Source organism: Streptomyces sp. NPDC055103 (assembly GCF_053607625.1).
Genome location: NZ_JBSGTX010000001.1, coordinates 98,186 through 121,602, shown reverse-complemented (window position 1 = coordinate 121,602; position 23,417 = coordinate 98,186). Strand labels below are relative to the sequence as shown.

The window sequence follows — 23,417 nt, the reverse complement described above, 5'->3', positions numbered from 1 at the left end:
GGAGGGCCTGGAGGGCCTGGAGGGCCTGGAGGGCCTGGAGGGCCTGGAGGGCCTGGAGGGCCTGGAGGGCCTGGAGGGCCTGGAGGGCCTGGAGGTCATCGAGGGCGGGGAGGTCCTCGTGGGTGAGGGAGGTGAGGAGGGGCGGTCAGGCCGTCAGCAGGCGGGAGAGCACGCGGCAGGCCGCGGGGATCGGGGCGACGAGCTCGACCGCGCACCGGGTGCGCAGCTCCTCGGCGGCCTCGCCGAGCGGGCCGCCGCCGATGACGACGGCGCGCGCCCCGTCCCGTTCGGCGCAGGCCAGGACCGCCCGTTCCAACCGGTCGAGGAGCAACGACGGGTCGGCGGAGAGGCGTTCGGGGGCGCCGGCGGTGAGCCGGATGCCGGTGTACCGGCCGGCGAGGCCGAGCGTCTCCACCCGCTCGGCGATGGCGTCGGCCAGGAGCGGTGTGGTGGTCGCGATGCCGAACGGCCTGCCGCCGACGGCGGCTTCCAGGAGGGCCGCTTCCCCGAGGCCCGCCACGGGGAGTCCGGTGGCGGCGCGCAGCGCCTCCAGGCCGGGGTCGCCGAAGGCTCCGACGAGGAGCGCCGCGCAGTCGCCCGCGGCCGCGGCGCGGAGTCCGGCGGCGAGCACCTCGGGGGCGGCGGCGCGCAGGGCGGCGGGGTCGGTGAGCATGCCGGAGCCGCGGGGCACGGTGACGCCGCGGACGGAGAGGGCGCCCGATGTCGCCCCCAGTGTCCGGCGGGCGATGGCGGTCATCATCGCGGTCGTCGCCGTCGAGGTGTTGGGGTTGATCAGCACGACGGCCCCGGGCCCCGCGGCGTGCGCGGGGACCGGGGCGGTCGGTGGGGTGACGAGCGGGCTCAGTGGACGTGCGCCGCCTTCGCGGTGGCGCTGCCGGAGATGTCCTCGCCCGGCTCCATGGGCGCGGTGACCTCGTCGTCGTCCCGGCCCCGGCCCAGGTGGTTGAAGACCACGTTGAGCAGGACGGCCGCGACACAGCCGGTGGATATGCCGGAGTCCAGGATGATCTTCGCGGTCTCCGGGAAGGCGTGGTAGAACTCCGGCGCCGTGATGGGGATGATGCCGACGGCCAGCGAGACGGCCACGATCAGGACGTTGTTGTCCTTCTCCAGGCCGGCCTTGACGAGCGTCTGGATGCCGCTGGCGGCGACCGAGCCGAAGAGGACGACACCCGCGCCGCCGAGGACCGGCCGGGGCACGACCGAGATCAGCGAGGCGGCGACCGGGGAGAGCCCCATCAGGACCAGGAAGCCACCGCCGCAGGCCACGACGAAGCGGCTGCGGATCCTGGTCATGGCGACCAGACCGATGTTCTGGGCGAAGGCGCTGCACATGAAGCCGTTGAAGAGCGGGCTGATCGCCGAGCCGAGGGTGTCGGCGCGGAGGCCGGCCGCGATGGTCTTCTCGTCGGCGGGGCGTTCCACGATCTCGCCGAGCGCCAGCATGTCGGCGGTGGACTCGGTCATGGAGACGAGCATGACCACGCACATGGAGATGATCGCGGCGAGCGCGAACTGCGGGGCGCCGAAGTGGAACGGGGACGGGAAGCCGACGATGTCCGCCTCGGTCACCGGGGAGAAGTCGGTGACGCCGAACGGTATGGCGATGAGCGTGCCGATGACGAGGCCGACCAGGACGGCGACCTGCTTGAGGAAGCCGCGGGTGAAGCGGCGCAGCAGCAGGACCACGACGAGCGTGATGGCGGCGAGCGTGAGGTAGGTCGTCGAACCGTAGTCCTCGGCCCGGGGGTTGGGCCCCTGGGCCCAGCCGAAGGCGACCGGGAGGAGGGAGACGCCGATGAGGGTGATCACGGTGCCGGTGACGACCGGCGGGAAGAACCGCACGAGGCGGGAGAAGAAGGGGGCGGCGAGGAAGCCGAGCAGTCCGGCGACGATGATCGCGCCGAAGATGACGGGCAGCGCGTCGCTCTTGTCGTCCGTGGTGTCGACGATGGCGAGCATCGGGGCGACACCGGCGAAGGTGACGCCGTTGACGAACGGCAGCTTGGCACCGATCTTCCAGACGCCGAGGGTCTGGAGGAAGGTCGCGAGTCCGGCGGTGAAGAGGCTCGCGCCGGTCAGGAAGGTGAGTTCGGTGCCGGAGAGGCCGACGGCCGCTCCGACGATCAGGGGCGGCGCTACGACGCCCGCGTACATGGCGGCCACGTGCTGGAGGCCGCTCGTGAGCATCTTCAGTGGGGGCAGCGTCTCGTCGACCGGGTGCTTCTCGCGGTCTTCGGGGGCGGAGCCTGCGTCTTGTGCATTGCGAACCTGGGGCTTGGCGGCCACGGCGGTTCCTCCGGTCGGTTACACGTCGGCGGTGACGCGGGGTTCAGGGAGGTGGTGCGATGCGGTGCGAAGTACAGGAGGTGCGGCTCGTTGCGGGGCGGAGCGGTGCGGGCGCCGGGTGGAGAGGTGCGCACGCGGGGTGGGGAGGTGTGCGCGGGGAGGAGGCGCTGCGTGGGGACGGTGCCCGGTGGGGGTGCGGGCAGGTTTCACCTTCCCGGGAGGTGCCGTACGTCTTCTGCGTACGGCACCTCCCGGTCGGGCTGCCGCGGGCCCCGCTCGGGTCCGCGGCGACCGACCGAGGGCCGTCCCCCTCGGTCGGACTCCATGGGGAGGGTCAGCTCTGGGCCGTGATCCGGGCCAGGCGCTGCGCCTCCGCGCGCGCGTCACGCGCGATCTGCTCCTCGTCGGCGAACAGCAGTCGGTTGTTCTCGACGATCTGCTTGCCGTTGACGAAGGAGGCGGTGACCGGGGCCGCGGCGCCGAAGACGATCGCGGTGACCGGGTCGGCGATCGAGGAGTGGCCGAGGCCGTCGATCTTCCAGAGGACGAAGTCGGCGAGCTTGCCGGCTTCGAGGGAGCCGATGTTGTCGGCGCGGCCGAGGACCTGCGCGCCGCCGTAGGTGCCGAGGCGCAGGGCCTGGCGGGCGTTGAGCGCGGCCTCGCGGTGGGCGCCGAGGCGGTTGATGAGGAGCGCGTTCCGCAGCTCGGTGTGGAGCTCGCCCGACTCGTTGGAGGCGGTGCCGTCGACACCGAGGCCGACCGGTACGCCCGCCTTCAGCATGTCCGGTACTCGGGCGATGCCTGCGGCGAGGCGCGCGTTGGAGGACGGGCAGTGCGCCACACCGGTGCCGGTGCGGGCGAAGGCGGCGATGTCGGAGTCGTTCATGTGGACGCAGTGCGCCATCCACACGTCCTGGCCGAGGAAGCCGGTGGACTCGAAGTAGTCCGTCGGGCCCATGCCGAAGAGCTCGTGGCAGAACTTCTCCTCCTCCACGGTCTCCGAGCCGTGGGTGTGCATGCGCACCCCGAGCCGGCGGGCCAGCTCGGCGCCCTGCTTGAGCAGCTGGGTGGAGATGGAGAAGGGGGAACAGGGTGCGACGGCGACCTGGGTCATCGCGTCGAAGGAGGCGTCGTGGAACTTCTTGACGGTCTCCTCGGTCGCGGCGAGCGCGCCCTCGGTGGTCTCGACGGCGAAGTCGGGCGGCAGGAAGCCGTCCTTCTCGCTCATGTCCATCGAGCCGCGGGCGAGGGTGAAGCGGACGCCCATGTCGGAGGCGGCGCCGATGATGGCGCCGGACAGGTCACCCGAGTTCTTCGGGTAGACGTAGTGGTGGTCCATGGCGGTGGTGACACCGCCGCGGGCCATCATCGCCAGGGAGCCCTGGGCGGCGACGCGGACCATCGACTCGTCGATCCGCGACCAGGTCGGGTAGAGCGCGACCAGCCAGTTGAACAGGTTGTGGTCGGTGGCCAGGCCCCGGGTGATCCACTGGTAGAAGTGGTGGTGGGTGTTGACCAGGCCGGGCGTCACCAGATGACCGGTGGCGTCGATCCGGCGGACCACGTTCTCCAGGCCCTCGGGCGCCTTGCCGGCACCGATGGACTCGATCCTGTTGTCGGCGACGACGAGGTAGCCGGAGGCGTACTCGGTGTCGTTCGCGTCGACGGTCGCGATCGCCGCGTTCTCGATGACGATGCGCTGGGCTGCCGAAGGTGCTGCCATGGCGGTGCTTCCTTCATTCCTCGGGGGTGGTGTGGGCACGGCAGGACCCTAGGAGGATTTGAGTGCCGGAGCCGTGTGACGGCTCCGGGTGCCGAGATGGTGAAAGAACAGGTTGAGCAGGACGGCGACGAGCGCGCCCGCGCTGATGCCGGAGCCGAGCACGGTCTGCGCCCAGGCCGGGAAGCCGGCGTAGAAGGTGGGAGCGGCGAGCGGGATGATGCCCGCTCCGAGCGCGACGGCCACCAGGATGATGTTGGAGCTGTCGTCGAGTCCGGCTTCCGACAGGGTCCGGATGCCGCTGACCGCGATCGAGCCGAAGAGGACGATTCCGGCGCCGCCGAGGACGGGCATCGGGACGGTGGAGACGACCGCGCCGAGGACCGGGAAGGCACCGAGGACCAGCAGGGCGCCACCGGCGACGGCGACGACGTACCGGGAGCGGACCCTGGTCAGCGAGACGACGCCGACGTTCTGGGCGAAGGCCGAGGTCGGGAAGCCGCCGAAGACGGGACCGAGCAGCGTCGCGATGCCGTCGGTGCGCAGACCGCGGGTGATGGTCTTCCCGTCGCTCGGCCGGTCGCAGATCTCGCCGAGGGCGAGCATGCCGGCGCTGGACTCGGTCATCAGCACCAGCATCACGATGCACAGGGAGAGGATGGCAGCGGGCTGGAACTCGGGTGCGCCGAAGGCGAAGGGTGCGGGCAGGGCCGCGACGGGTGCCTCGCGCAGCGCGGCGAAGTCGGCCATCCCGAAGGGGATCGCGGCGAGGGTGCCGATGAGGAGGCCGAGCAGGAGGGCGATCTGCTTGACGAAGCCCTTGCCGAACCGCTGGAAGAGCAGGATGACGACGAGCGTGAAGGCGGCCAGCGCGAGGTACTTCATGGCGCCGAAGTCGGCGGCGTTCTTGTCGCCGCCCTGGGCCCAGCCGACCGGCACGGGCATCAGGGTGACCCCGATGAGGGTGATGACGACGCCGGTGACGAGCGGCGGGAAGAAGCGCAGGAGCTTCCCGAAGAAGGGGCCGACGGCGAGGCAGAAGACTCCGGCGACCATCACCGCGCCGTAGATGGCGGGGAGTTGGTGTCCGGGGGCACTGGTCTCGGCGATGGCGAGCATCGGGGCGATGCCCGCCGAGGAGGCGGCGTTGACGAACGGGAGCCGGTTGCCGGCGAAGGTCCGGACGCCGAGGGTCTGCAAGATCGTGGCGCAGCCGGCGATGAGGAGACTGGCGGCGATGAGCCGGGTCATCCCCGCCGCGTCCAGGCCGACGGCCTGGCCGATGATGAGCGGAGGGGTGACGACGCCCGCGTACATCGCGGCGATGTGCTGGAGTGCCGCGGGGACGAGCCGCGAGGCGGGAAGCTTTTCGTCCACCGGATGGACCTGGTGTGTGGGGTCCGGTGGGGTGGAACACGGGCCTTCGGCGGTTGCCGGCCCCCTTGCAGACTGTGCCATGGGTCCCTCCGGGCTGGTGCGGGCCCCGCCCGACTGCGGGCGGGCGGGGCCGTCACTCAGATGGCGCTTAGAGGTTGGTCATGTCGACCGGGATCTGCGCCGTGGCTCCGTCACGCAGCACGGTGGCCTCGATGAGGCCGTACATGCGGTCGGCGGCGTAGTAGACCTCGTTGTCGTTCTTCAGACCGAAGGGCTCGAGGTCGACCAGGAAGTGGTGCTTGTTCGGGAGCGAGAAGCGGACTTCGTCGATCTCCGAGCGGTGGTTGATGATGCGCGTGGCCATCTGGTACAGCGTCTGCTGGAGGGAGTACGAGTACGTCTCCGAGAAGGCCTCGAGCATGTGCTTGCGCGTCTGCTCGTAGGACCGCTCCCAGTTGGGCATGCGCTGGTCGTCGTCGGTCCAGTTGAACCGCCACCGGGCGGACACCTGGGTCGCCAGGATGCGGTCGTACGCCTCCTGGAGCGTCGTGTACTTGTCCTTGATGTAGCCCCAGAACTCCGAGTTGGTGGAGTTCATGACGACGAGGTCCTTGAGGCCGGAGATGACCTCCCACTTCTCGCCGTCGTAGGTGACCTGCGTGACGCGGGTCTCCTGGCCCTTGCGGGCGAAGGAGTGGTTGACCTCTTCGGCGCCGATGAACTTGGAGTTGGCGTCCGAGGAGGCGATGCGCTCCCAGGAGTACTCCTCTATCCGGATGCGCGCCTGCTTGATCGGCTCCTGGCTCGTCACGAAGTGACGGGCAAGGTGGATGCCGAACTGCTCGGCGGACTCGATGCCGTACTCCTTGGCGAACGCGAAGATGGTGTTCTTCGTCGTGTCGGTGGGGAGGCAGTGGGCGTTGGAGCCGGTGAGGTGGACGTCGTCGAGGTCGCCGGAGAGGGCGACGGAGACGTTCAGGTCCTTGATGTGGTGGGTGTCGCCGTCCCGCGTGATCTTGACGACGCGGTTCTCTGCTTTGCCGTACTGGTTCTGGCCGAGAATCGTGGGCATGTCTGCTAGCTCCCTCGGTAAACGGAGTAGCCGAACGGGTTGAGCAGCAGCGGTACGTGATAGTGCTCGCCCGGCTTGACGGCGAACGTGATCGCCACCTCCGGGAAGAACGCACCGCTGTCCCTTACGCGGGGGGCGTCCTGCTGCGCCTCGGCTTGCTTCTTGGAGAAGTACTCCTCGACCTCGAAGTCGAGTCGTACGTGGGTGGTTTCTTCCGGCAGGGCCGGCAGGTCCTTGCAGCGCCCGTCCGCGTCGGTGGCGGAGCCGCCGAGCGCGATCCACTCGCCGTCGAGGCCCTTGCGGGCCGCGAGCGTGATGGCCACGCCCTCGGCGGGGCGGCCGATGCTGGTGTCGAGGATGTGGGTGGACACCGAGGCCGTGGTGTCGGTGCTCATGCGGAGCTCTCTTCCTCGGAGGTCTCTACGAGACGGGTCAGCCGGATGCGGTTGATCTTGCCCAGTTCGGTGCGGACGATCTCCCGCTCCTCCTCGGGCGAGTTGCCGATCCGCTCACGGACCGCGTCCCGCATCTGCTCGCCGGTCAGGCCGGTGGCGCAGATGAGGAAGACATGACCGAACCGGTCCTGGTAGGCCAGGTTGAGTTCGAGCATCTCGGTCTTGAGCTCCGCGGAGGCGCCGGCCATCCCGCTCTGTTCGCGGGAGGAGGTCGGGTCCCCGGCCTTCGGACGACCGATCGGCGGGTGGCCCGCCATCGCGTCGGCCAGGTCCTCGGCGGTCAGTTCGGCCATGGCGGCGTCGCTGGCGAGGAAGAGGGCTTCGGTGGTGGCGTACGGGCGCTGGGCGAGCAGTTTGCTCCCCCACGCCGAGCTGGAGCACACCTCGTGGAGCGCGGCGAGGGCCTCGCTGTCCGCCGAGGTGTTGAACCGGGTGAGACCCGGTGTCGTACCTGAAGTCACGGGAAGCCTCCGTGGCTGTTTTTCGCTGTGCGTCGGACGGGCTGCGGATAGCTAACGCCCTCCGCAACACAACGTCAACACTTTGTTGAAAACTCGGCCACACAAAAGCCGTCGTCCCGACATCTGGACGACGGCTTAGGGCCCAAGCAAGATCAACTAGCTGCTCTCGGCAGCCTTTTCCCTGTTCAGGGCGGTTTCTCTGTTCAGGTAGTTGTACACGGTGAAGCGGCTGACACCCAGCGCCCCCGCCACCGTCTCCACCCCGTGGCGCACCGAGAAGGCACCGCGTGCCTCCAGGAGGCGCACCGCTTCCTGCTTCGCCTTGCGGTCGAGTTCGGCCAACGGCATCCCGTGCCGTCGTTCCATCGCCGCGAGGATGTGGTCCAGGGAGTCCGACAGCTGCGGCAGCCGTACGGCGACCACGTCCTCGCCCTCCCAGGAGAGGACGACGTCGTCGCCCTCCGCCTGAGCGGGGCCGAGCAGCTCGGCCCCCATGGCGTCGACCAGCGGCTTCACTGCCGCGACCAGCGGGTGTTCGGTCACTTCTCGCCCTCCCCGATCACATTCACCTGGAGGGAGACCCGGGTGGCACCGGCCGCGAGCGATCTCCGCAGCAGCGCGTCGACGGCGGTGAGCACCTCGTCGGCACCGCCTTCCGCCGTGTTGCCGAAGGGGCCGACATCGACCGCGTCCAGTTCGGCCGACTGGATGACCTCTCGGGCCACGACCGCGTGCGCCGGCGCCTCGTCGAGGTCGAACGGCTCGGTCGTGAACTCCACTCTCAAACGCACCATGGACCCAAAGTACGGCCCCGCTCCGGCCGGCGGGAGCCCCGGACCTACGGGGACCTCTTGACAAGGAGGACAACCTGCTTGCAACATTCCGTCAGACAGAAACTTACTTCCGCGATACGGAAGGAGCGCACCCCTCGTGGGATTCTCGGACCAGCGCTTCGATGTGAACCTGTCGATCCTCTTCACGGAACTCCCGCTCCTGGAGCGCCCCGCGGCCGCCGCCGCGGCGGGCTTCACCGCGGTCGAGCTGTGGTGGCCCTGGATCGACACCGCCACCCCCGAGCAGAGCGAGCTCGACGCCCTCAGGAAAGCCCTTGAGGACGCCGGCACCCAGCTGGTCGGCCTGAACTTCTACGCCGGACAGCTCCCCGGCCCGGACCGCGGAGCCCTCTCTGCGCCCGGGGACGAGTCGGACCGCTTCCGCGCCAACATCGAGGTGGCCGCCGACTTCGCCGCCTCGGTCGGCTGCAAGGCCCTCAACGCGCTCTACGGCAACCGCGTCGAGGGCGTGGACCCGCAGATCCAGGACACCCTCGCCCTGGAGAACCTGGTCCTGGCGGCCCGCGCGGCCGACCGGATCGGCGCGATCCTCCTCGTCGAGACCCTCAACAAGCCGGAGTCGCCGCTCTACCCGCTGGTGAGCGCCCCCTCCGCGATCGAGGTCATCGACAGGGTCAACGCGGCCACCGGCCTCGGCAACGCCAAGTTCCTCCTCGACATCTACCACCTGTCGATGAACGGTGAGGACGTCGGCCAGGTCATCGCGGAGTACGCGGCCAAGACCGGCCACGTGCAGATCGCGGACAACCCGGGCCGTGGCGCGCCGGGCACCGGCGACCTCCCCCTGGAGCAGTTCCTCGACGAGCTGAAGAAGGCCGGCTACGACGGCTGGGTCGGCCTGGAGTACAAGGCCGCCGACGCCGCCGCGTCCTTCGAGTGGCTCCCGGCCGAGGCACGCCCTCCCCGCTGACCAGCGACTTCTCCCCGTACCACCTTGTTTTGAGAGGCACCCTCACCATGAGCACTCTTCCCAAGATCGCTTGGATCGGCCTCGGCATCATGGGCTCCCCCATGTCCGAGAACCTGATCAAGGCCGGCTACTCGGTCACCGGCTTCACCCTGGAGCAGGACAAGCTGGACCGCCTCACCGCGGCCGGCGGCACCTCCGCCGCGTCGATCGCCGAGGCCGTGAAGGACGCCGACGTCGTCATCACGATGGTGCCGGCCTCCCCGCAGGTCGAGGCCATCTCCTACGGCGAGAACGGCATCCTGGAGAACGCGAAGTCCGGCGCGCTGATCATCGACATGTCGTCGATCACCCCGCAGACCTCGGTCGACCTGGCCAAGAACGCCGCCGCGAAGGGCATCCGCGTCATCGACGCCCCGGTGTCCGGCGGCGAGGCCGGCGCGATCGAGGCCGTGCTCTCGATCATGGTCGGTGGCGAGCAGGCCGACTTCGACGAGGCCCTCCCGATCCTGGAGACCCTCGGCAAGACCATCGTGCTCTGCGGCCCGCACGGCTCCGGCCAGACGGTGAAGGCCGCCAACCAGCTGATCGTCGCGGTCAACATCCAGGCCTGCGCCGAGGCCGTCGTCTTCCTCGAGAAGTCCGGCGTGAACCTCCAGGCCGCCCTGGACGTCCTCAACGGCGGTCTGGCCGGCTCCACGGTCCTGACCCGCAAGAAGGACAACTTCCTGAACCGGGACTTCAAGCCCGGCTTCCGGATCGACCTCCACCACAAGGACATGGGCATCGTCACCGACGCCGCCCGCAACGTCGGCGCGGCCCTCCCGGTCGGCGCCGTCGTGGCCCAGCTCGTCGCCTCCCTGCGCGCTCAGGGTGACGGCGGCCTGGACCACTCGGCCCTGCTGCGCGCCGTCGAGCGCCTCTCCGGCCGGCAGGTCTGATCCCCGCCCCTCTTCAGGGGCCCCTGAATTCCGGTCGGCGGCGGCGCTGACAACTGTCCTGTCGCGCCCAGGCGTCGCCGCCGACCGGAACACCCACACTTCATTTTCAACAAACTGTTGACGTTACGTTCCAGCCGAATTTACGCTCCTCGGACCGTCAGCAGAGTTCCCGTACGGAAGGTCACGATGTCGAAGCGCGTGCTTACGACCGAGTCCGGCGCCCCCGTCGCCGACAACCAGAACTCCGCCACCGCCGGCGTCGGTGGCCCCATCCTCCTGCAGGACCAGCATCTGCTGGAGAAGCTCGCGCGCTTCAACCGTGAGCGGATCCCGGAGCGTGTGGTGCACGCCCGCGGTTCCGGTGCGTACGGCTACTTCGAGGTGACCGACGACGTCACCGCGTACACCAAGGCGGACTTCCTCGGTGAGGTCGGCAAGAAGACCGAGACCTTCATCCGGTTCTCGACCGTGGCCGACTCGCTCGGCGGCGCGGACGCGGTCCGCGACCCGCGCGGCTTCGCCCTGAAGTTCTACACCGAAGAGGGCAACTACGACCTCGTCGGCAACAACACCCCGGTGTTCTTCATCAAGGACCCGATCAAGTTCCCCGACTTCATCCACTCCCAGAAGCGCGACCCCTTCACGGGCAAGCAGGAGGCGGACAACGTCTGGGACTTCTGGGCGCACGCCCCCGAGGCGACGCACCAGATCACCTGGCTCATGGGCGACCGCGGCATCCCCGCCTCGTACCGTCACATGAACGGCTACGGCTCGCACACCTACCAGTGGACCAACGAGGCGGGCGAGGCCTTCTTCGTCAAGTACCACTTCAAGACGAACCAGGGCATCCGCAGCCTCTCCGCCGACCAGGCCGCCGAGCTCGTCGGCAAGGACGCGAACTCGCACCAGACCGACCTGCTCCAGGCCATCGAGCGCGGTGTGAACCCCTCGTGGACCCTGTACGTCCAGGTCATGCCGGCCGCCGAGGCCGCGGAGTACCGCTTCAACCCGTTCGACCTCACCAAGGTGTGGCCGCACAGCGACTACCCGCTCCAGCGCGTGGGCCGCCTGGTCCTCGACCGCAACCCGGAGAACGTCTTCGCCGAGGTCGAGCAGGCCGCCTTCTCCCCGAACAACTTCGTCCCGGGCATCGGTCCCTCGCCGGACAAGATGCTCCAGGGCCGCCTCTTCGCCTACGCGGACGCCCACCGCTACCGCCTCGGTGTGAACCACACCCTGCTGCCGGTGAACGCCCCCAAGGCGACCACGGCCGAGAACTACGGCCGCGACGGCTTCATGGCCACGCGGAACGGCTCGCGCCACGACAAGAACTACGAGCCCAACTCGTACCAGGGCCCGGCACAGACCGACGCCGCGCTCTCCGCGCCGCTCGCGATCCACGGCTGGACCGGCACCCACGAGGCGCCCGCGCACACCAAGGACGACGACTTCTTCCAGGCCGGTGAGCTCTACCGCCTGATGTCCGAGGACGAGAAGGGCCGCCTGATCGCCAACATCGCCGGCGGTCTGTCCCAGGTGTCCCGCGAGGACGTCATCGAGAAGAACCTCGCGCACTTCGCCGCCGCCGACGCGGAGTACGGCAAGCGCGTGGCCGAGGCGGTCCGCGCCCTGCGCGAGGACTGATCCTCCAGCACCACCCAGACTGCGTACGGCACCTGACGGGAGGTCAGTGCCCTACGCGGTCCGGATCGCCGGCCCGGATGAGGGGTGGTCGGCGGACCGGACAAGCGTGAGGACCGCGGCGGCGTCGAGCCAGTGCGGTGGTAAGGGCTTCGGGCCCCTCTTCTTGACCTGAAAGAAGAGGACAGCCTGCACGCCCGTCGCCGCCGCCGCGGTCCTATCGCCCAGCCCCCTTCCCCTCGGGGCCCCCAGACTCCGTCCGGCGGCGCGAACGTCCTGTCGCGCCAGCCTCGTGCCGTCGGACGGGCACAACGGGAGAGCGTGGAACCAGGTTTACGGTCCTTGGTTCCACGCTCTTCTTCGTCCGTACGGAGCTCCGCTCCGCACGGCGGCGGCCAGCGCATCGTTTCTGCGGTGAAGATCCGCACCCGCTCGGAGGAGCGCACCGCGATTCTCCGCCCGTGCGCCCCGCGACCGCCGCTATCCATCGGTACATGATCAAGAACCTGATGCGCGGTCTCGCGCCGCTCGCGCTGATCCTGTCCCCGCTCGCCGTCCCCTCCCCCGCCCTCTCCGCCGGCGTCGTCCTCTTCCCCGACGCGCTCGCCGAACTCACCGAGGCCTCCGAGGACCCGGACGGCTACAAGGAGTCGGCGTTCCGCCACTGGAACCAGGGCCTGGACGCGGCGGACGGCTGCGACACCCGCTCCGAGGTCCTCATCGCCGAGGCGGAGGACGCCCCGAAGTCCGGGAAGGACTGCGCGCTGACCGGGGGCCGGTGGACCTCGTACTACGACGGCCAGAGCGTCTCCGACCCGGCCGTGCTCCGCGTCGACCACATCGTCGCGCTGGAGGAGGCCTGGCAGTCGGGGGCCTCCGGCTGGACGGCCGCCCGACGGGAGCAGTACGCCAACGACCAGGGGGCCGCCGCGACCCTCGTCGCCGTCACCGCCCGCAGCCAGAAGGAGAAGGCCGGTCGCGACCCGAGCGAGTGGGTACCGGCCGAGGACTCCCGCTACTGCCGCTACGTCGGCGACTGGGTGAGCACCAAGCTGCGCTGGGGCCTCTCCGTCGACAAGGACGAGATGGAGGCGCTCAAGCTGTTCGCCGACGGCCCGTGCGAGCAGACGGTCGTGATGCGCTCGACGGCGCCTCGGTAGGCAGTGCCTTCGGCCCGCCGGTCCTCCGGTCGGCACGGGCGAGCGCCAGGGTCACGGTGAGCGAGGCGAGCGCGAGCAGCACCATCCCGGTACGCGCTGACGTGTACTGGGCGAGAGTGCCCGCGAGCGCCGCGCTCACCCCCTGGAGGGCGAGCATCCCGGAGGTGTGCAGCCCGAGCGCGTGACCGGCCAGTTCCTCCGGCACGAGGTCCATCAGCCGTTCCTGGTGCAGGAGGCTCGCCCCGTACCCGACCGCCGAGACGGTCACCGCGAGGAGCGCGAGCGGTGGCGCCGGGTCCAGGGCGAAGAGCAGGAACGGGGCCGCGAGCAGCGCCTGGAGCGGGAAGCGGAGCCGTCCGCGCAGCCGCGCCGGTACGAAGCGGCCGACGGCGGTGTCCCCCACCAGCATCCCGAACGCCGCGAACGCGAAGAGGAGTCCGGCGCGCTCGGGGGCGTACGGCACGAAGAGCGACTCGCAGCCCACGATCAGCCCGTTGGGCAGCCACAGCGCGAGGTAGCAGCGGCGGCGGGCGGGCGAGGAGAGCAGGCGCGCGTTGGTGCGCCAGGTCTCGGCGACCGAGGCCCGGCCGGCGGCCCGGGGCGGCCGCGCCCCGAGGCCCAGTCGGGCGAGGAGCGCGGCGGCGAGGTAGAGCCCCGCGCCGACGAGGACCGTGCCGCGCGGCGAGAGCAGGGCGATCAGGACGCCGCCGGTCGCGAAGCCGCCGATCTGGCAGACGCCGACGGCCATGTTCGTCACGGAGCGGCCGAGGAGGAAGTCCTCACGGGCGAGGATCTGGTTCAGGAGGCCCTGGCGGACGCCTCCGCCGAGTGAGGCCGCGAGCCCTTCGGCGAGCAGGATCGTGAAGACCGCCCAGGTCGGCAGCCCGGGGAGCGCCAGGACGGCGGTGCCCAGGGTGAAGAAGAGCGCGATCCCGGCGAGCGCGGTACGCGGCGGCAGCCGGTCGGCCGCCGAGAGCAGGGTGGTCGCGCCGATGAGCTGGGCGAGCGAGGGCCCGAAGAGGGCCAGGGCGGAGAGGACAGGGGAGCCGGTCGCGCGGTAGACGAGGGTGGCGAGCCCGAGCCCGGCGACCGTCTGGGCGGCGGTGTGCGCGGCGCCCGTCAGGAAGAGCGGGGTGAACTCGGGGGTGCGGAAGACGTCGCGGTAGCGGGGCATGCCGGGAGTCTCGGGGGCGCCCGGCCAGGGGGATAGTGTTTCGCTCGGGGGCGAAACCGACGGGACGGAGTGGCCGCGTGGGCTGGTGGCGGATCGGTACGGACTCGCTCGCGGGCAGCCGTTTCGTCGTCTCACCGCTGGCCGAGACCGTCGCGGCGCTCAAGATCCTGCACGCGGCGGCGGGCTCCCACCCCGGCGAGCGGGCCTGGCTGGACCGGCACCTCCCCGCCTACCGGGCGCGCCTGGCGGCCGAGCCGCTCGACGGGCTGCTCGTCGGTGCCGCGATCGGGCGGACGTGGAACGCGGACTTCCTGACCCCGACGCCGCTCGGCGAGGGCGAGCGGTCCTTCGAGGAGGAGGTCGAGGCCGTTCGCGCGGCCGATCCGGTCGCCGCCGTACCGCAGTTGGCCGTCGCGCTCGGCGGTCCCGTACCGGAGCCGCTGCGCTCGGCGCGCGACCTTCCGGAGCGGCTGGCCGGGGTCCTGACGTGGGTGTGGCGGGAGACCGTGCTGCCGGAGTGGCCGCGGCGCCGGCGGATCCTCGAAGCCGATGTGGTGGCGCGCACCGCCCAGTTGGTCCGGGGTGGCTGGGCGGCGGCCCTCGACGAGCTGTGCCCGGGGAAGATGCGCTGGCTCGGCGACGGCCGGCTCCAGGTCAACTCCCGTGATTATCCGCCGCGTTCGGTCGACGGCGGCCGCCTGCTGTTCGTGCCGGTGACGGCGAACACGGGATGGGTGTCCTGGGAGGGTACGGAGCGCTTCGCGGTGGTGTACGCGTGCGCGGGAGCCCTGGCGGACGGGGCGGGGCCGGTCGTCCCGCAGGCCTTGGGCACGCTGCTCGGGGCGGCGCGCGCGGGTGTGCTCGTACGGCTCGAATCCCCCAAGTCCACCAGCCAGTTGGTGGCGCTGACCGGGCAGGGGCTCGGGTCGGTGGGCCGGCATCTGAAGGTGCTGAAGGACGCCGGGCTCGTCCAGCGGGGGCGGGCGGGGCGTTCGGTGCTGTACGGGTGGACGGAGGCGGGCGCGGTGCTGGTGCGGGCGCAGCGGCCCGACGGGTCGTGACGTGAAGCGGCCCCCGTCCCGGTGCTCCTCGGGACGGGGGCCGTGTCACGGCACCCGGGATGGGACCTGGACCGTGAGGTCTTCAGGCGTTCGGGTCCGTCAGACCTTGAGCGGCTTGATCGCGGTCGGCGCGTGGCCGGGCTCGGTCGCGAGCTCCTCGAACTCGGTGACGTCGCTCATGTCGACCGTCTTGCTCATCGCGATGTTGGTGATGCGCTCCAGGATGGCCTCGACGACGACCGGGACCTGGAACTCCACCGCGAGCTTCTTCGCCTCTTCGAGGGCCTCGCCCAGCTTGTCCGGGTCGGTGACGCGGATGGCCTTGACGCCCAGGCCCTCGGCGACCTTGACGTGGTCGACGCCGTAGACGCCGATCTCCGGGGTGTTGATGTTCTCGAACTCGAGGTTGACCTCGAAGTTGATGCCGAGGTTGCCCTGCGCCTGGCGGATCAGGCCCAGGTAGGCGTTGTTCACGAGGACGTGGACGTAGGGGACCTTGTGCTGGGCGGCGACCGCCAGCTCCTCGATCATGAACTGGAAGTCGTAGTCGCCGGAGAGGGCGACGACCGGGGTCTCCGGGTCCGCGGTGGCGACACCGATCGCGGCCGGGATGGTCCAGCCGAGCGGGCCGGCCTGGCCGCAGTTGATCCAGTGGCGCGGCTTGTAGACGTGCAGGAACTGCGCGGCCGCGATCTGGGAGAGGCCGATGGTGGTGACGTAGCGGGTCTCCGGGCCGAAGGCCTTGTTCATCTCCTCGTAGACGCGCTGCGGCTTGATCGGGATGTTGTCGAAGTTCGTGCGGCGCTGCAGCGTCGCCTTGCGCTCCTGCGCGGAAGCGGTCCAGGCGGAGAAGTCCGGGAGCTTGCCCGCGGCCTTCCACTCCTTGGCGATCTCGACGAAGAGCTCCAGCGCGGCCTTGGCGTCGGAGGCGATGCCGTAGTCCGGGGCGAAGATCTTGCCGATCTGCGTGGGCTCGATGTCGACGTGGACGAACTTGCGGCCCTTGGTGTAGGCGTCCATGTTGTAGCCGGTGTGGCGGTTGGCCCAGCGGTTGCCGATGCCCAGGACGAAGTCCGACTCCAGGAAGGTCGCGTTGCCGTAGCGGTGCGCGGTCTGGACGCCGACCATGCCGGCGGCCAGCTCGTGGTCGTCCGGGATGGTGCCCCAGCCCATCAGAGTGGAGATGACCGGGACGTTGATCAGCTCGGCGAACTCGACGAGCAGGTCGGAGGCGTCGGCGTTGATGATGCCACCGCCGGCGACGATCAGCGGGTGCTCGGACTCCAGGAGGAAGCCGAGGGCCTTCTCGGCCTGGGCACGGCTGGCCTGCGGCTTGTAGACCGGCAGCGGCTCGTACGTCTCCGGGTCGAACTCGATCTCCGTGAGCTGGACGTCGATCGGGAGGTCGATGAGGACCGGGCCCGGACGGCCGGAGCGCATCAGGTGGAAGGCCTGCTGGAAGACGCCGGGGACCTGCGCGGCCTCCAGGACGGTCGTCGCGGCCTTGGTGACCGGCTTGGCGATCGAGGCGATGTCGACGGCCTGGAAGTCCTCCTTGTGGAGCTTCGAGACCGGGGCCTGGCCCGTGATGCAGAGGATCGGGATGGAGTCCGCGATCGCCGAGTACAGGCCGGTGATCATGTCGGTGCCGGCGGGGCCGGACGTACCGATGCAGACGCCGATGTTGCCGGCCTTGGCGCGGGTGTACCCCTCGGCCATGTGCGACGCGCCCTCGACGTGACGAGCGAGCGTGTGGCTGACGCCGCCCACGTTCTTGAGCTCGCGGTAGAAGGGGTTGATCGCCGCGCCAGGCACGCCGAACGCGTTGGTGACGCCTTCGCGCTTGAGGATCTCAACGGCCGCTGCGGCGGCGGTCATACGAGGCATGGGAGTGCTCCTGCTTCGGCCGGTCGGAGGCAAGCCCGCCCGGCGACTCGGGGAGGCCGGGAGGCTTGTTTCCGTAATGCGGAAATACTGTTCTGCTATACGGAAGCAATGTAGGTCGGCTCGCGGAGAACCGTCAAGAGAAGTCCGCCCCACGGGATCAGCGAAGTGGCCGAACTCCCTCCCCCGAGGTGGCCGATGGGTGGACGATGGGCTCGGAACGACAGGGGGTAGGGGTTGTGGGTGAGTCGGTACCGGTGCGCTGCCCGGAGTGCCAGCGGACGCAGGCGTACGCGGCGCCGGTCTTTCCCTGCGCGTGCGGGAGCCCGGTGGCCCCGCCGGTGACGGCGGGCGTGACGGCGGAGCGGATCACGCACCGCAACTGGACGGACGAGTGGGTCACCGTCCGCTGCGGCGCCTGTGGCCGCGAGGACGACTGGCCCCACCCCGAGCTCGGCTGCGCCTGCGGGACGGTCCTCCGGGTCCCGGTCCAGCCGGTGGGCACGGAGCCGGGCGCGAGCGGGGCGGGCGGCGGGGGCCGTGGGGCGGGGGCGGCGCGACCGGCAGAGGGCCGCGGTCAGGCGCCGGCTGCGGCCGGTGACCCGATCCCGACGCCGCAGGCGCCGACTCCGACGCGGGCGTCGACGCCGACTCCGGCTCCACAGACTCCTTCTTCACCGGCGGCATCCTCGGCCTCTTCCGCTTCCTCCTCCCCCTCCCCTTCTCCTTCCCCCTCCCCTCCCCCTTCCGGTTCTCCGTCGCCCGCCTCCGGCCGGGGGGTCGGCTCGACCTCCGGTACGCCGTCCGGTACGCCGTCGGGGACCGACCCGCGCGGCCAGGGCGCGGCACCCCGTGACCCCGGCGTTCCGGGGCTCACGCCGCCGACGGCCGCCGGCGAGACCTTCGGCGCCCGGACGGAAGGGGCGCCCGTCCACCCCGGTGCGAGCGGAGCCGGCGGGCCGGCCGGACCCCGGGCGTTCGAATCCGGCTCGGAGTGGTTCGGTACGGGACCCACCGGCCAGGACGACGGCGCTCCTGGCGGCCAGGACGTCCCTCCCGGGGCGCGCACCCACCGCACGTTCGCCGAGCGGTACCCCGCGCACATCCCGCTGCCGCCCACGGCCCCACGCCCGGAACCGGTGCGGGGTGCCTTCCGACCGGTGACGATCCGGACCGCACGGGACGCGGTGGCCGCTGCCGCCGGATATCTGCGCTGGCTCGGATTCCGGGACGTGGTCCAGCCCGAGGACCACCCCACCTCCGGCGTGGACCTGCGGGCGCCGGGGCTCGTCGCCCAGGTGGATCCGAGCACGCGGCCCGCCGGGCTGCGGGCCGTCGAGTGCCTCTGGCTCAACGGACTGAGCACCCCCTCGACGAGCGTGAGCGTCTTCTTCTCGCTCGCCGGCTACACCCCGGAGGCGCGTCAGCGCGCCGCCGAGATCGGCCTCCCGCTCTTCGTCCTCGATCTGACGGGCACCCCGCAGCCCGTCAACCTCGCCGCCGACGAGCTGGCATCCGGCGGTGCCTGACCCACGCGCCGCACGTCACCCCCGCACGCCCGACCCACCGCCCCACGCCCGCGGCACCCCGCCCACCTCACCGCCGCACACCGCCGCCACCCCGCCCACAACACCTCGCCATGCGAAACCGGCCATTCACGCGTGACGATCACGCTCCCCCGGGCACAACACCCTCGGGGGTGGCGTCATGTCGACGGCGATGTGGTGGTTCATCGGGGTGGCCTGCGCGGAACTGGCGCTCGCCACGGTGCTGTTGCGAACCCGCAGCCAGGAAAGGGAACCGTGGCCCACGGGCGGCGAGCCGCCGCCGCAGGCCCTCGCGCTGCTGCGGGGAGGGCGCCGGGCGGCCGTCACGGTCGCGCTCGTGGCGCTGCACCAGCGCGGGGCGGTCGCCGCGGGCCGCAAACGTACGATTCGGGCCAACGGCGGTCCTGGCCGCACCCGTGACCCCGTACAGCTCGGCGTGCACGGGGCGCTGCACCGGGCGCTGGCGCTGCGGGACCTGACCCTGCGCCCCGAGGCGCGACGAGCCGTGGACGCCCTGCGGGGCGAGCTCGGCCGGGCCGGTCTGCTGCGGCCGCCCGCCCGGCTGCGGGCCGCGCGCGTACTGCTCGCCTGCGTACCGCTGACGGTCGCCGCCGGGCTGCTCGCCACCTGGGCGCGCCCCGGGCGCGGCGGTGCGGGACTCGTCGTGGTCGTGGCGGTCGCCCTGCCGCCGGTCATCGCCGCGGTGGCGCTGCTGCGCCTGCCGCCGGCCACGCGGGCCGCGCGGCGCCTGCTCGCCGGCCTGCGGGAGCGGCATCCGCTGCCGGCCCACCGGCGGGAGGTGACGGACGGGCGTCTCGTGCAGTTGTACGTGGCGCTGTACGGGGATCCCGCGCTGGCCCTGTTCCTGCCCCGCTTCTCCCGGGACGGCGGCCTGCTCGACCGCCCGCGCGAGGCGGACGAGAACCGGCCGCCCCCGGAGCCGGGTGGGGGGACGGGCCGCACCGCTCCCTGACGTCGCGCCATACTGGCGTATGCGCATCAGAGCGGCCGCTCCGGCCGAACTCCCGCTGCTCCAGGACATCGAACGGGCGGCGGGCGAGCCGTTCCGTTCTCTCGGCATGGCGGCGATCGCCGACGACGACCCCCTGCCCCTGGACGTCCTGGAGGCGTACCGCTGCGAGGGCCGGGCCTGGGTGGCGGTGGACGCGGCCGACCGGCCGGTCGCCTATCTGCTCGCCGACACGATCGACGGCTCCGCCCACATCGAGCAGGTGTCGGTGCACCCGGACGCCGCCCGCCGGGGCGTCGGACGCGAGCTGATCGAGCACCTGGCGGCGGCCGCCAGGGAGCAGGGCCTGGCGGCCCTGACCCTGACGACGTTCACCGAGGTCCCGTGGAACGCGCCGTACTACACCCGGCTCGGCTTCCGCCCGCTCACCGAATCGGACCCGGCGCTCACGGACGGTCTGCGCGCGATCAGCCGCGCGGAGGCGGACCACGGCCTCTCGGTCTGGCCCCGGGTGTGCATGCGCCGAGAGGTCTGCTGAAGCGGGCCGGTCAGTCGGTCCCGTACCGCCGGCGCAGCTCCACCTTCCGCACCTTGCCGCTGACCGTCATGGGGAACTCGGCGAGGATCTCCACCCTGCGCGGGATCTTGTAGTGGGCGAGGCGGTCGCGGCAGAAGGCGGTGAGCTCCTCCAGGCCCGGCGGGTCGGCCGGGTCGCGGGGAATCACGCAGGCCAGGATCTCCTCGCCGTACCGCGCGTCGGGCACGCCGACGACCTGGACGTCGGCGATCTTGGGGTGCGCGTAGAGGAACTCCTCGATCTCGCGCGGGTACACGTTCTCGCCGCCCCGGATGATCATGTCCTTGATGCGGCCGACGATCTGGACGTAGCCGTCGTCCCGCATCACCGCCAGGTCCCCGGTGTGCATCCAGCGGCCCGCGTCGATCACCTCGGCGGTCCTCTCCGGCTCGTCCCAGTAGCCGAGCATCACGCTGTAGCCGCGGGTGCACAGCTCGCCGGCCGTGCCGCGCTCCACGGTCAGCCCGGTCACCGGGTCGACGACCTTGACCTCGACGTGCGGCAGGACGCGGCCGACGGTGCCGGTGCGGCGCTCCAGGTCGTCGTCGCGGCGGGTCTGGGTGGAGACGGGCGAGGTCTCGGTCATGCCGTAACAGATCGACACCTCCGCCATGTTCATCTCGGCGACGACCCGCTTCATCACCTCCACCGGGCACGGCGAACCGGCCATGATCCCGGTGCGGAGGGTGGAGAGGTCGTACGTGGCGAAGTCGGGGAGGCCCAGCTCGGCGATGAACATCGTCGGCACCCCGTACAGCGAGGTGCAGCGCTCGTCCTGCACGGCGCGGAGGGTGGCGGCGGGATCGAAGGAGGGCGCGGGGATCACCATGCAGGCGCCGTGCGAGGTGGCCGCCAGATTGCCCATCACCATGCCGAAGCAGTGGTAGAAGGGAACGGGGATGCAGATCCTGTCCTGCTCGCTGTAGGCGACCATCTCCCCGACGAAGTAACCGTTGTTGAGGATGTTGTGGTGGGAGAGGGTGGCTCCCTTCGGGAAGCCGGTCGTCCCCGAGGTGTACTGGATGTTGACCGGCTCGTCGCAGGCGAGGGGCTCGGGGCGCAGGTCTCCCGCCGTACGGTCGAGGAAGGCGTCCCAGCCGGGGTCCCCGAAGTGCATGACCTCCCTCAACTCCGCGCACTCCTGCCGCACTTCCTCGACCATGGCACGGTAGTCGCTCGACTTGTGGGTGAGCGTGGCGAAGAGGAGGGAGATGCCCGCCTGGTTCAGGACGTACGCCAACTCGTGCGCCCGGTAGGCGGGGTTGATGGTGACCATGACCGCGCCGATGCGGGCGGTGGCGTACTGGACGAGGACCCACTCGGGGCAGTTCACCGCCCAGACGCCGACCCGGTCGCCCTTGCGGACGCCGCTGCCGAGCAGCGCGTCGGCCAACCGTGCGATGTCGGCGCCGAGTTGAGCGTAGGTCCAGCGCCGGCCGCTGGGGACGTCGACGAGCGCCTCCCGGTCGGGCCAGGTGGCGACGGCGCGGTCGAGGTTGGCGCCGACGGTGTCGCCGAGGAGGGCCGTGCCGGACACTCCGTGCGCGTACGAGAGCGGCTGGGGCGCCGTCGTCATCGCAGCTCTCCTTCCGCGTACTCCTTGCCGCCGCCCTCGGCGGTGAGCCGGCGCAGTTCCACGCGCCGGATCTTGCCGGAGACCGTCTTGGGCAGTTCGGCGAACTCGATGCGACGGATCCGCTTGTACGGGGCGAGGACCGCCCGCGAGTGGTCGAAGAGGACCTTCGCGGTCTCCGCGTCCGGCTCCCAGCCCGCCGCGAGGACGACGTACGCCTTGGGGACGGCGAGCCGCAGCGGGTCGGGGGCGGGGACGACGGCCGCCTCGGCGACGGCCTCGTGCTCCAGGAGCGCGCTCTCCAGCTCGAAGGGGCTGATCTTGTAGTCGGAGGCCTTGAAGACGTCGTCGGCCCGTCCGATGTACGTGATGTACCCGTCCTCGTCCCGCGAGCCGATGTCGCCGGTGCGGTAGTAGCCGCCTGCCATCGCCTCGGCCGTACGCTCCGGGTCGCCGTGGTAACCGGTCATCAGGCCCACCGGGTTGACCGACAGGTCGAGACAGATCTCGCCCTCCTCGACGTCCGCCCGGCCGCTCACCGGATCGACGAGCGTGACGCGGAAGCCGGGGCTCGGGCGTCCCATGGAGCCCTCCTTGAGCCGCTGGCCCGGGCTGTTGGAGACCTGCACGGCCGTCTCCGTCTGGCCGAAGCCGTCCCGGATGGTGACGCCCCAGGCGCGCCGCACCGACTCGATGACCTCGGGGTTGAGGGGTTCGCCGGCGGCGACGACCTCACGCGGCGGCGTCGCCAGCCGGCTGAGGTCGGCCTGGATCAGCATCCGCCACACGGTCGGCGGGGCGCAGAAGCTGGTGACGCCGTACCGGTCCATCTCGCTCATCAGGCGGGCCGGGTCGAAGCGCGTGTAGTTGTGGATGAAGACGGTCGCCTCCGCGTTCCACGGGGCGAAGAGGTTGGACCAGGCGTGCTTGGCCCAGCCGGGCGAGGAGATGTTGAGGTGCACGTCCCCGGGCTTGAGGCCGATCCAGTACATCGTCGCGAGGTGGCCGACCGGGTACGAGGTGTGGGTCTGCTCGACGAGCTTCGGGCGGGCTGTCGTGCCGGACGTGAAGTACAGCATCAGTGTGTCCTCGGCGAGGGTCACGCCGTCGGGCTCGAAGTCGGCGGACTCCCGGTCGGCGAGCTCGTAACCGAGCCAGCTCACCCCGTCGCCGCCGATCGCGATGCGGGTGTAGTCGCCGGGGACGTCGTCGAACTTGGCGGTGTCCTCGGCGCGCACGACGACATGGCGGGCGCGGCCCCGCTCGACGCGGTCGCGAAGGTCGGCGGGACCGAGGAGCGGCGTGGCGGGGATGACGACGGCGCGCAGCTTCATCGCGGCGAGCATGGTCTCCCACAGCTCGGTCTGGTTGCCGAGCATGACGATGATCCGGTCGCCGGCGCGGACGCCCTGGGCGCGCAGCCAGTTGGCGACGCGGTTGGAGCGCTCGGACATCTCGGCGAAGCTGACCTTCGCCTCGGAACCGTCCTCCTCGACGATGTGCAGGGCGGTTCTGTCGTTGCCGGCGGCGATGACGTCGAACCATTCGAGCGCCCAGTTGAAACGGTCCGGCCGGGGCCAGTCGAAGCCCTCGTAGGCCGTCTGGTAGTCCTCGCGATGGTGGAGCAGGAAGTCCCGGGCGGCCCGGAACCTCTCCGTCGCGCTGGCCGCGCTCGCTGCCGTCATGTGTCCTCCTCGTTGCGGGACCGGTCCAGGACATCGTGTAATCGGTGA

21 protein-coding genes are annotated in these 23,417 nt (G+C 71.0%); 8 read left to right on the top strand and 13 right to left on the bottom strand.

What is annotated here, in order from left to right; all coding sequences use genetic code 11:
* Window positions 1–145 precede the first annotated feature (145 nt).
* From ACWFR1_RS00630 to ACWFR1_RS00590, 9 genes are all read right to left on the bottom strand, one after another.
* Window positions 146–799, bottom strand: coding sequence for an aspartate/glutamate racemase family protein (locus ACWFR1_RS00630; RefSeq protein WP_453545002.1), 654 nt, complete (start codon window positions 797–799; stop codon window positions 146–148).
* Between the two features lie 62 nt (window positions 800–861).
* Window positions 862–2,310, bottom strand: coding sequence for a nucleobase:cation symporter-2 family protein (locus ACWFR1_RS00625; protein ID WP_453545001.1), 1,449 nt, complete (start codon window positions 2,308–2,310; stop codon window positions 862–864).
* A 334-nt stretch (window positions 2,311–2,644) separates the two neighbouring features.
* Window positions 2,645–4,033 (bottom strand): 8-oxoguanine deaminase, encoded by a 1,389-nt coding sequence (locus ACWFR1_RS00620; RefSeq protein ID WP_453545000.1) that lies wholly within the window; start codon window positions 4,031–4,033, stop codon window positions 2,645–2,647.
* 48 nt (window positions 4,034–4,081) lie between these two features.
* Window positions 4,082–5,488 (bottom strand): nucleobase:cation symporter-2 family protein, encoded by a 1,407-nt coding sequence (locus ACWFR1_RS00615; RefSeq protein ID WP_453544999.1) that lies wholly within the window; start codon window positions 5,486–5,488, stop codon window positions 4,082–4,084.
* Window positions 5,489–5,555: 67 nt separating this feature from the next.
* The gene (gene pucL, locus ACWFR1_RS00610) at window positions 5,556–6,479 is read right to left on the bottom strand and encodes a factor-independent urate hydroxylase (protein WP_314621909.1); all 924 of its coding nucleotides are present in this window, start codon (window positions 6,477–6,479) and stop codon (window positions 5,556–5,558) included.
* A 5-nt stretch (window positions 6,480–6,484) separates the two neighbouring features.
* Window positions 6,485–6,874 carry a hydroxyisourate hydrolase gene (gene uraH, locus ACWFR1_RS00605; RefSeq protein WP_056647500.1) on the bottom strand — a complete coding sequence of 130 codons (390 nt, stop codon included), beginning with the start codon at window positions 6,872–6,874 and terminating at the stop codon, window positions 6,485–6,487.
* On the bottom strand, window positions 6,871–7,395 hold the full coding sequence (uraD, locus tag ACWFR1_RS00600; RefSeq protein WP_453544998.1) for a 2-oxo-4-hydroxy-4-carboxy-5-ureidoimidazoline decarboxylase: 525 nt from the start codon (window positions 7,393–7,395) through the stop codon (window positions 6,871–6,873). The genes uraH and uraD overlap by 4 nt, the downstream gene beginning before the upstream one ends.
* 156 nt (window positions 7,396–7,551) lie before the next feature.
* Window positions 7,552–7,890 carry a helix-turn-helix domain-containing protein gene (locus ACWFR1_RS00595; RefSeq protein ID WP_453545387.1) on the bottom strand — a complete coding sequence of 113 codons (339 nt, stop codon included), beginning with the start codon at window positions 7,888–7,890 and terminating at the stop codon, window positions 7,552–7,554.
* 44 nt (window positions 7,891–7,934) lie between these two features.
* Window positions 7,935–8,186, bottom strand: a complete 252-nt coding sequence (locus tag ACWFR1_RS00590; protein ID WP_078627122.1) for a hypothetical protein — start codon at window positions 8,184–8,186, stop codon at window positions 7,935–7,937.
* Window positions 8,187–8,325: 139 nt separating this feature from the next.
* Between ACWFR1_RS00590 and ACWFR1_RS00585 the strand changes: the two genes are divergently transcribed.
* The 4 genes from ACWFR1_RS00585 to ACWFR1_RS00570 all read left to right on the top strand — a co-directional run bounded on the left by ACWFR1_RS00585 (window position 8,326) and on the right by ACWFR1_RS00570 (window position 12,898).
* The gene (locus ACWFR1_RS00585) at window positions 8,326–9,159 is read left to right on the top strand and encodes a TIM barrel protein (RefSeq protein WP_453544997.1); all 834 of its coding nucleotides are present in this window, start codon (window positions 8,326–8,328) and stop codon (window positions 9,157–9,159) included.
* Between the two features lie 47 nt (window positions 9,160–9,206).
* The gene (locus ACWFR1_RS00580; protein WP_453544996.1) at window positions 9,207–10,097 is read left to right on the top strand and encodes a 2-hydroxy-3-oxopropionate reductase; all 891 of its coding nucleotides are present in this window, start codon (window positions 9,207–9,209) and stop codon (window positions 10,095–10,097) included.
* Window positions 10,098–10,283: 186 nt separating this feature from the next.
* Complete coding sequence (locus ACWFR1_RS00575) at window positions 10,284–11,741, top strand: catalase (RefSeq protein WP_453544995.1); 1,458 nt, start codon at window positions 10,284–10,286, stop codon at window positions 11,739–11,741.
* A gap of 491 nt (window positions 11,742–12,232) precedes the next feature.
* Complete coding sequence (locus tag ACWFR1_RS00570) at window positions 12,233–12,898, top strand: GmrSD restriction endonuclease domain-containing protein (RefSeq protein WP_453544994.1); 666 nt, start codon at window positions 12,233–12,235, stop codon at window positions 12,896–12,898.
* On the opposite strand, the gene ACWFR1_RS00565 is transcribed toward ACWFR1_RS00570, so the two are convergent.
* A complete protein-coding gene (locus tag ACWFR1_RS00565; protein ID WP_453544993.1) occupies window positions 12,834–14,072 on the bottom strand; it encodes an MFS transporter in 1,239 nt (412 codons plus the stop codon). The genes ACWFR1_RS00570 and ACWFR1_RS00565 overlap by 65 nt on opposite strands.
* Window positions 14,073–14,149: 77 nt before the next feature.
* Here ACWFR1_RS00565 and ACWFR1_RS00560 point away from each other — a divergent pair, with 77 nt between their 5' ends.
* Entirely contained in the window at window positions 14,150–15,133 is a 984-nt protein-coding gene (locus ACWFR1_RS00560) for an ArsR family transcriptional regulator (RefSeq protein WP_453544992.1), read from the top strand.
* A 99-nt stretch (window positions 15,134–15,232) separates the two neighbouring features.
* Here ACWFR1_RS00560 and gcl read toward each other — a convergent pair whose 3' ends face one another.
* Complete coding sequence (gene gcl / locus ACWFR1_RS00555; RefSeq protein WP_453544991.1) at window positions 15,233–17,020, bottom strand: glyoxylate carboligase; 1,788 nt, start codon at window positions 17,018–17,020, stop codon at window positions 15,233–15,235.
* 326 nt (window positions 17,021–17,346) lie between these two features.
* Here gcl and ACWFR1_RS00550 point away from each other — a divergent pair, with 326 nt between their 5' ends.
* From ACWFR1_RS00550 to ACWFR1_RS00540, 3 genes are all read left to right on the top strand, one after another.
* Window positions 17,347–18,546 (top strand): hypothetical protein, encoded by a 1,200-nt coding sequence (locus tag ACWFR1_RS00550; protein WP_453544990.1) that lies wholly within the window; start codon window positions 17,347–17,349, stop codon window positions 18,544–18,546.
* Window positions 18,547–18,724: 178 nt separating this feature from the next.
* Window positions 18,725–19,537 (top strand): TIGR04222 domain-containing membrane protein, encoded by an 813-nt coding sequence (locus ACWFR1_RS00545; RefSeq protein WP_453544989.1) that lies wholly within the window; start codon window positions 18,725–18,727, stop codon window positions 19,535–19,537.
* A 19-nt stretch (window positions 19,538–19,556) separates the two neighbouring features.
* Window positions 19,557–20,072, top strand: a complete 516-nt coding sequence (locus ACWFR1_RS00540; RefSeq protein WP_453544988.1) for a GNAT family N-acetyltransferase — start codon at window positions 19,557–19,559, stop codon at window positions 20,070–20,072.
* Between the two features lie 10 nt (window positions 20,073–20,082).
* Here ACWFR1_RS00540 and ACWFR1_RS00535 read toward each other — a convergent pair whose 3' ends face one another.
* Window positions 20,083–21,687, bottom strand: coding sequence for an AMP-binding protein (locus ACWFR1_RS00535; RefSeq protein ID WP_453544987.1), 1,605 nt, complete (start codon window positions 21,685–21,687; stop codon window positions 20,083–20,085).
* On the bottom strand, window positions 21,684–23,369 hold the full coding sequence (locus ACWFR1_RS00530) for an AMP-binding protein (RefSeq protein ID WP_453544986.1): 1,686 nt from the start codon (window positions 23,367–23,369) through the stop codon (window positions 21,684–21,686). Before ACWFR1_RS00530 ends, ACWFR1_RS00535 begins: the two co-directional genes overlap by 4 nt.
* Window positions 23,370–23,417 lie beyond the last annotated feature (48 nt).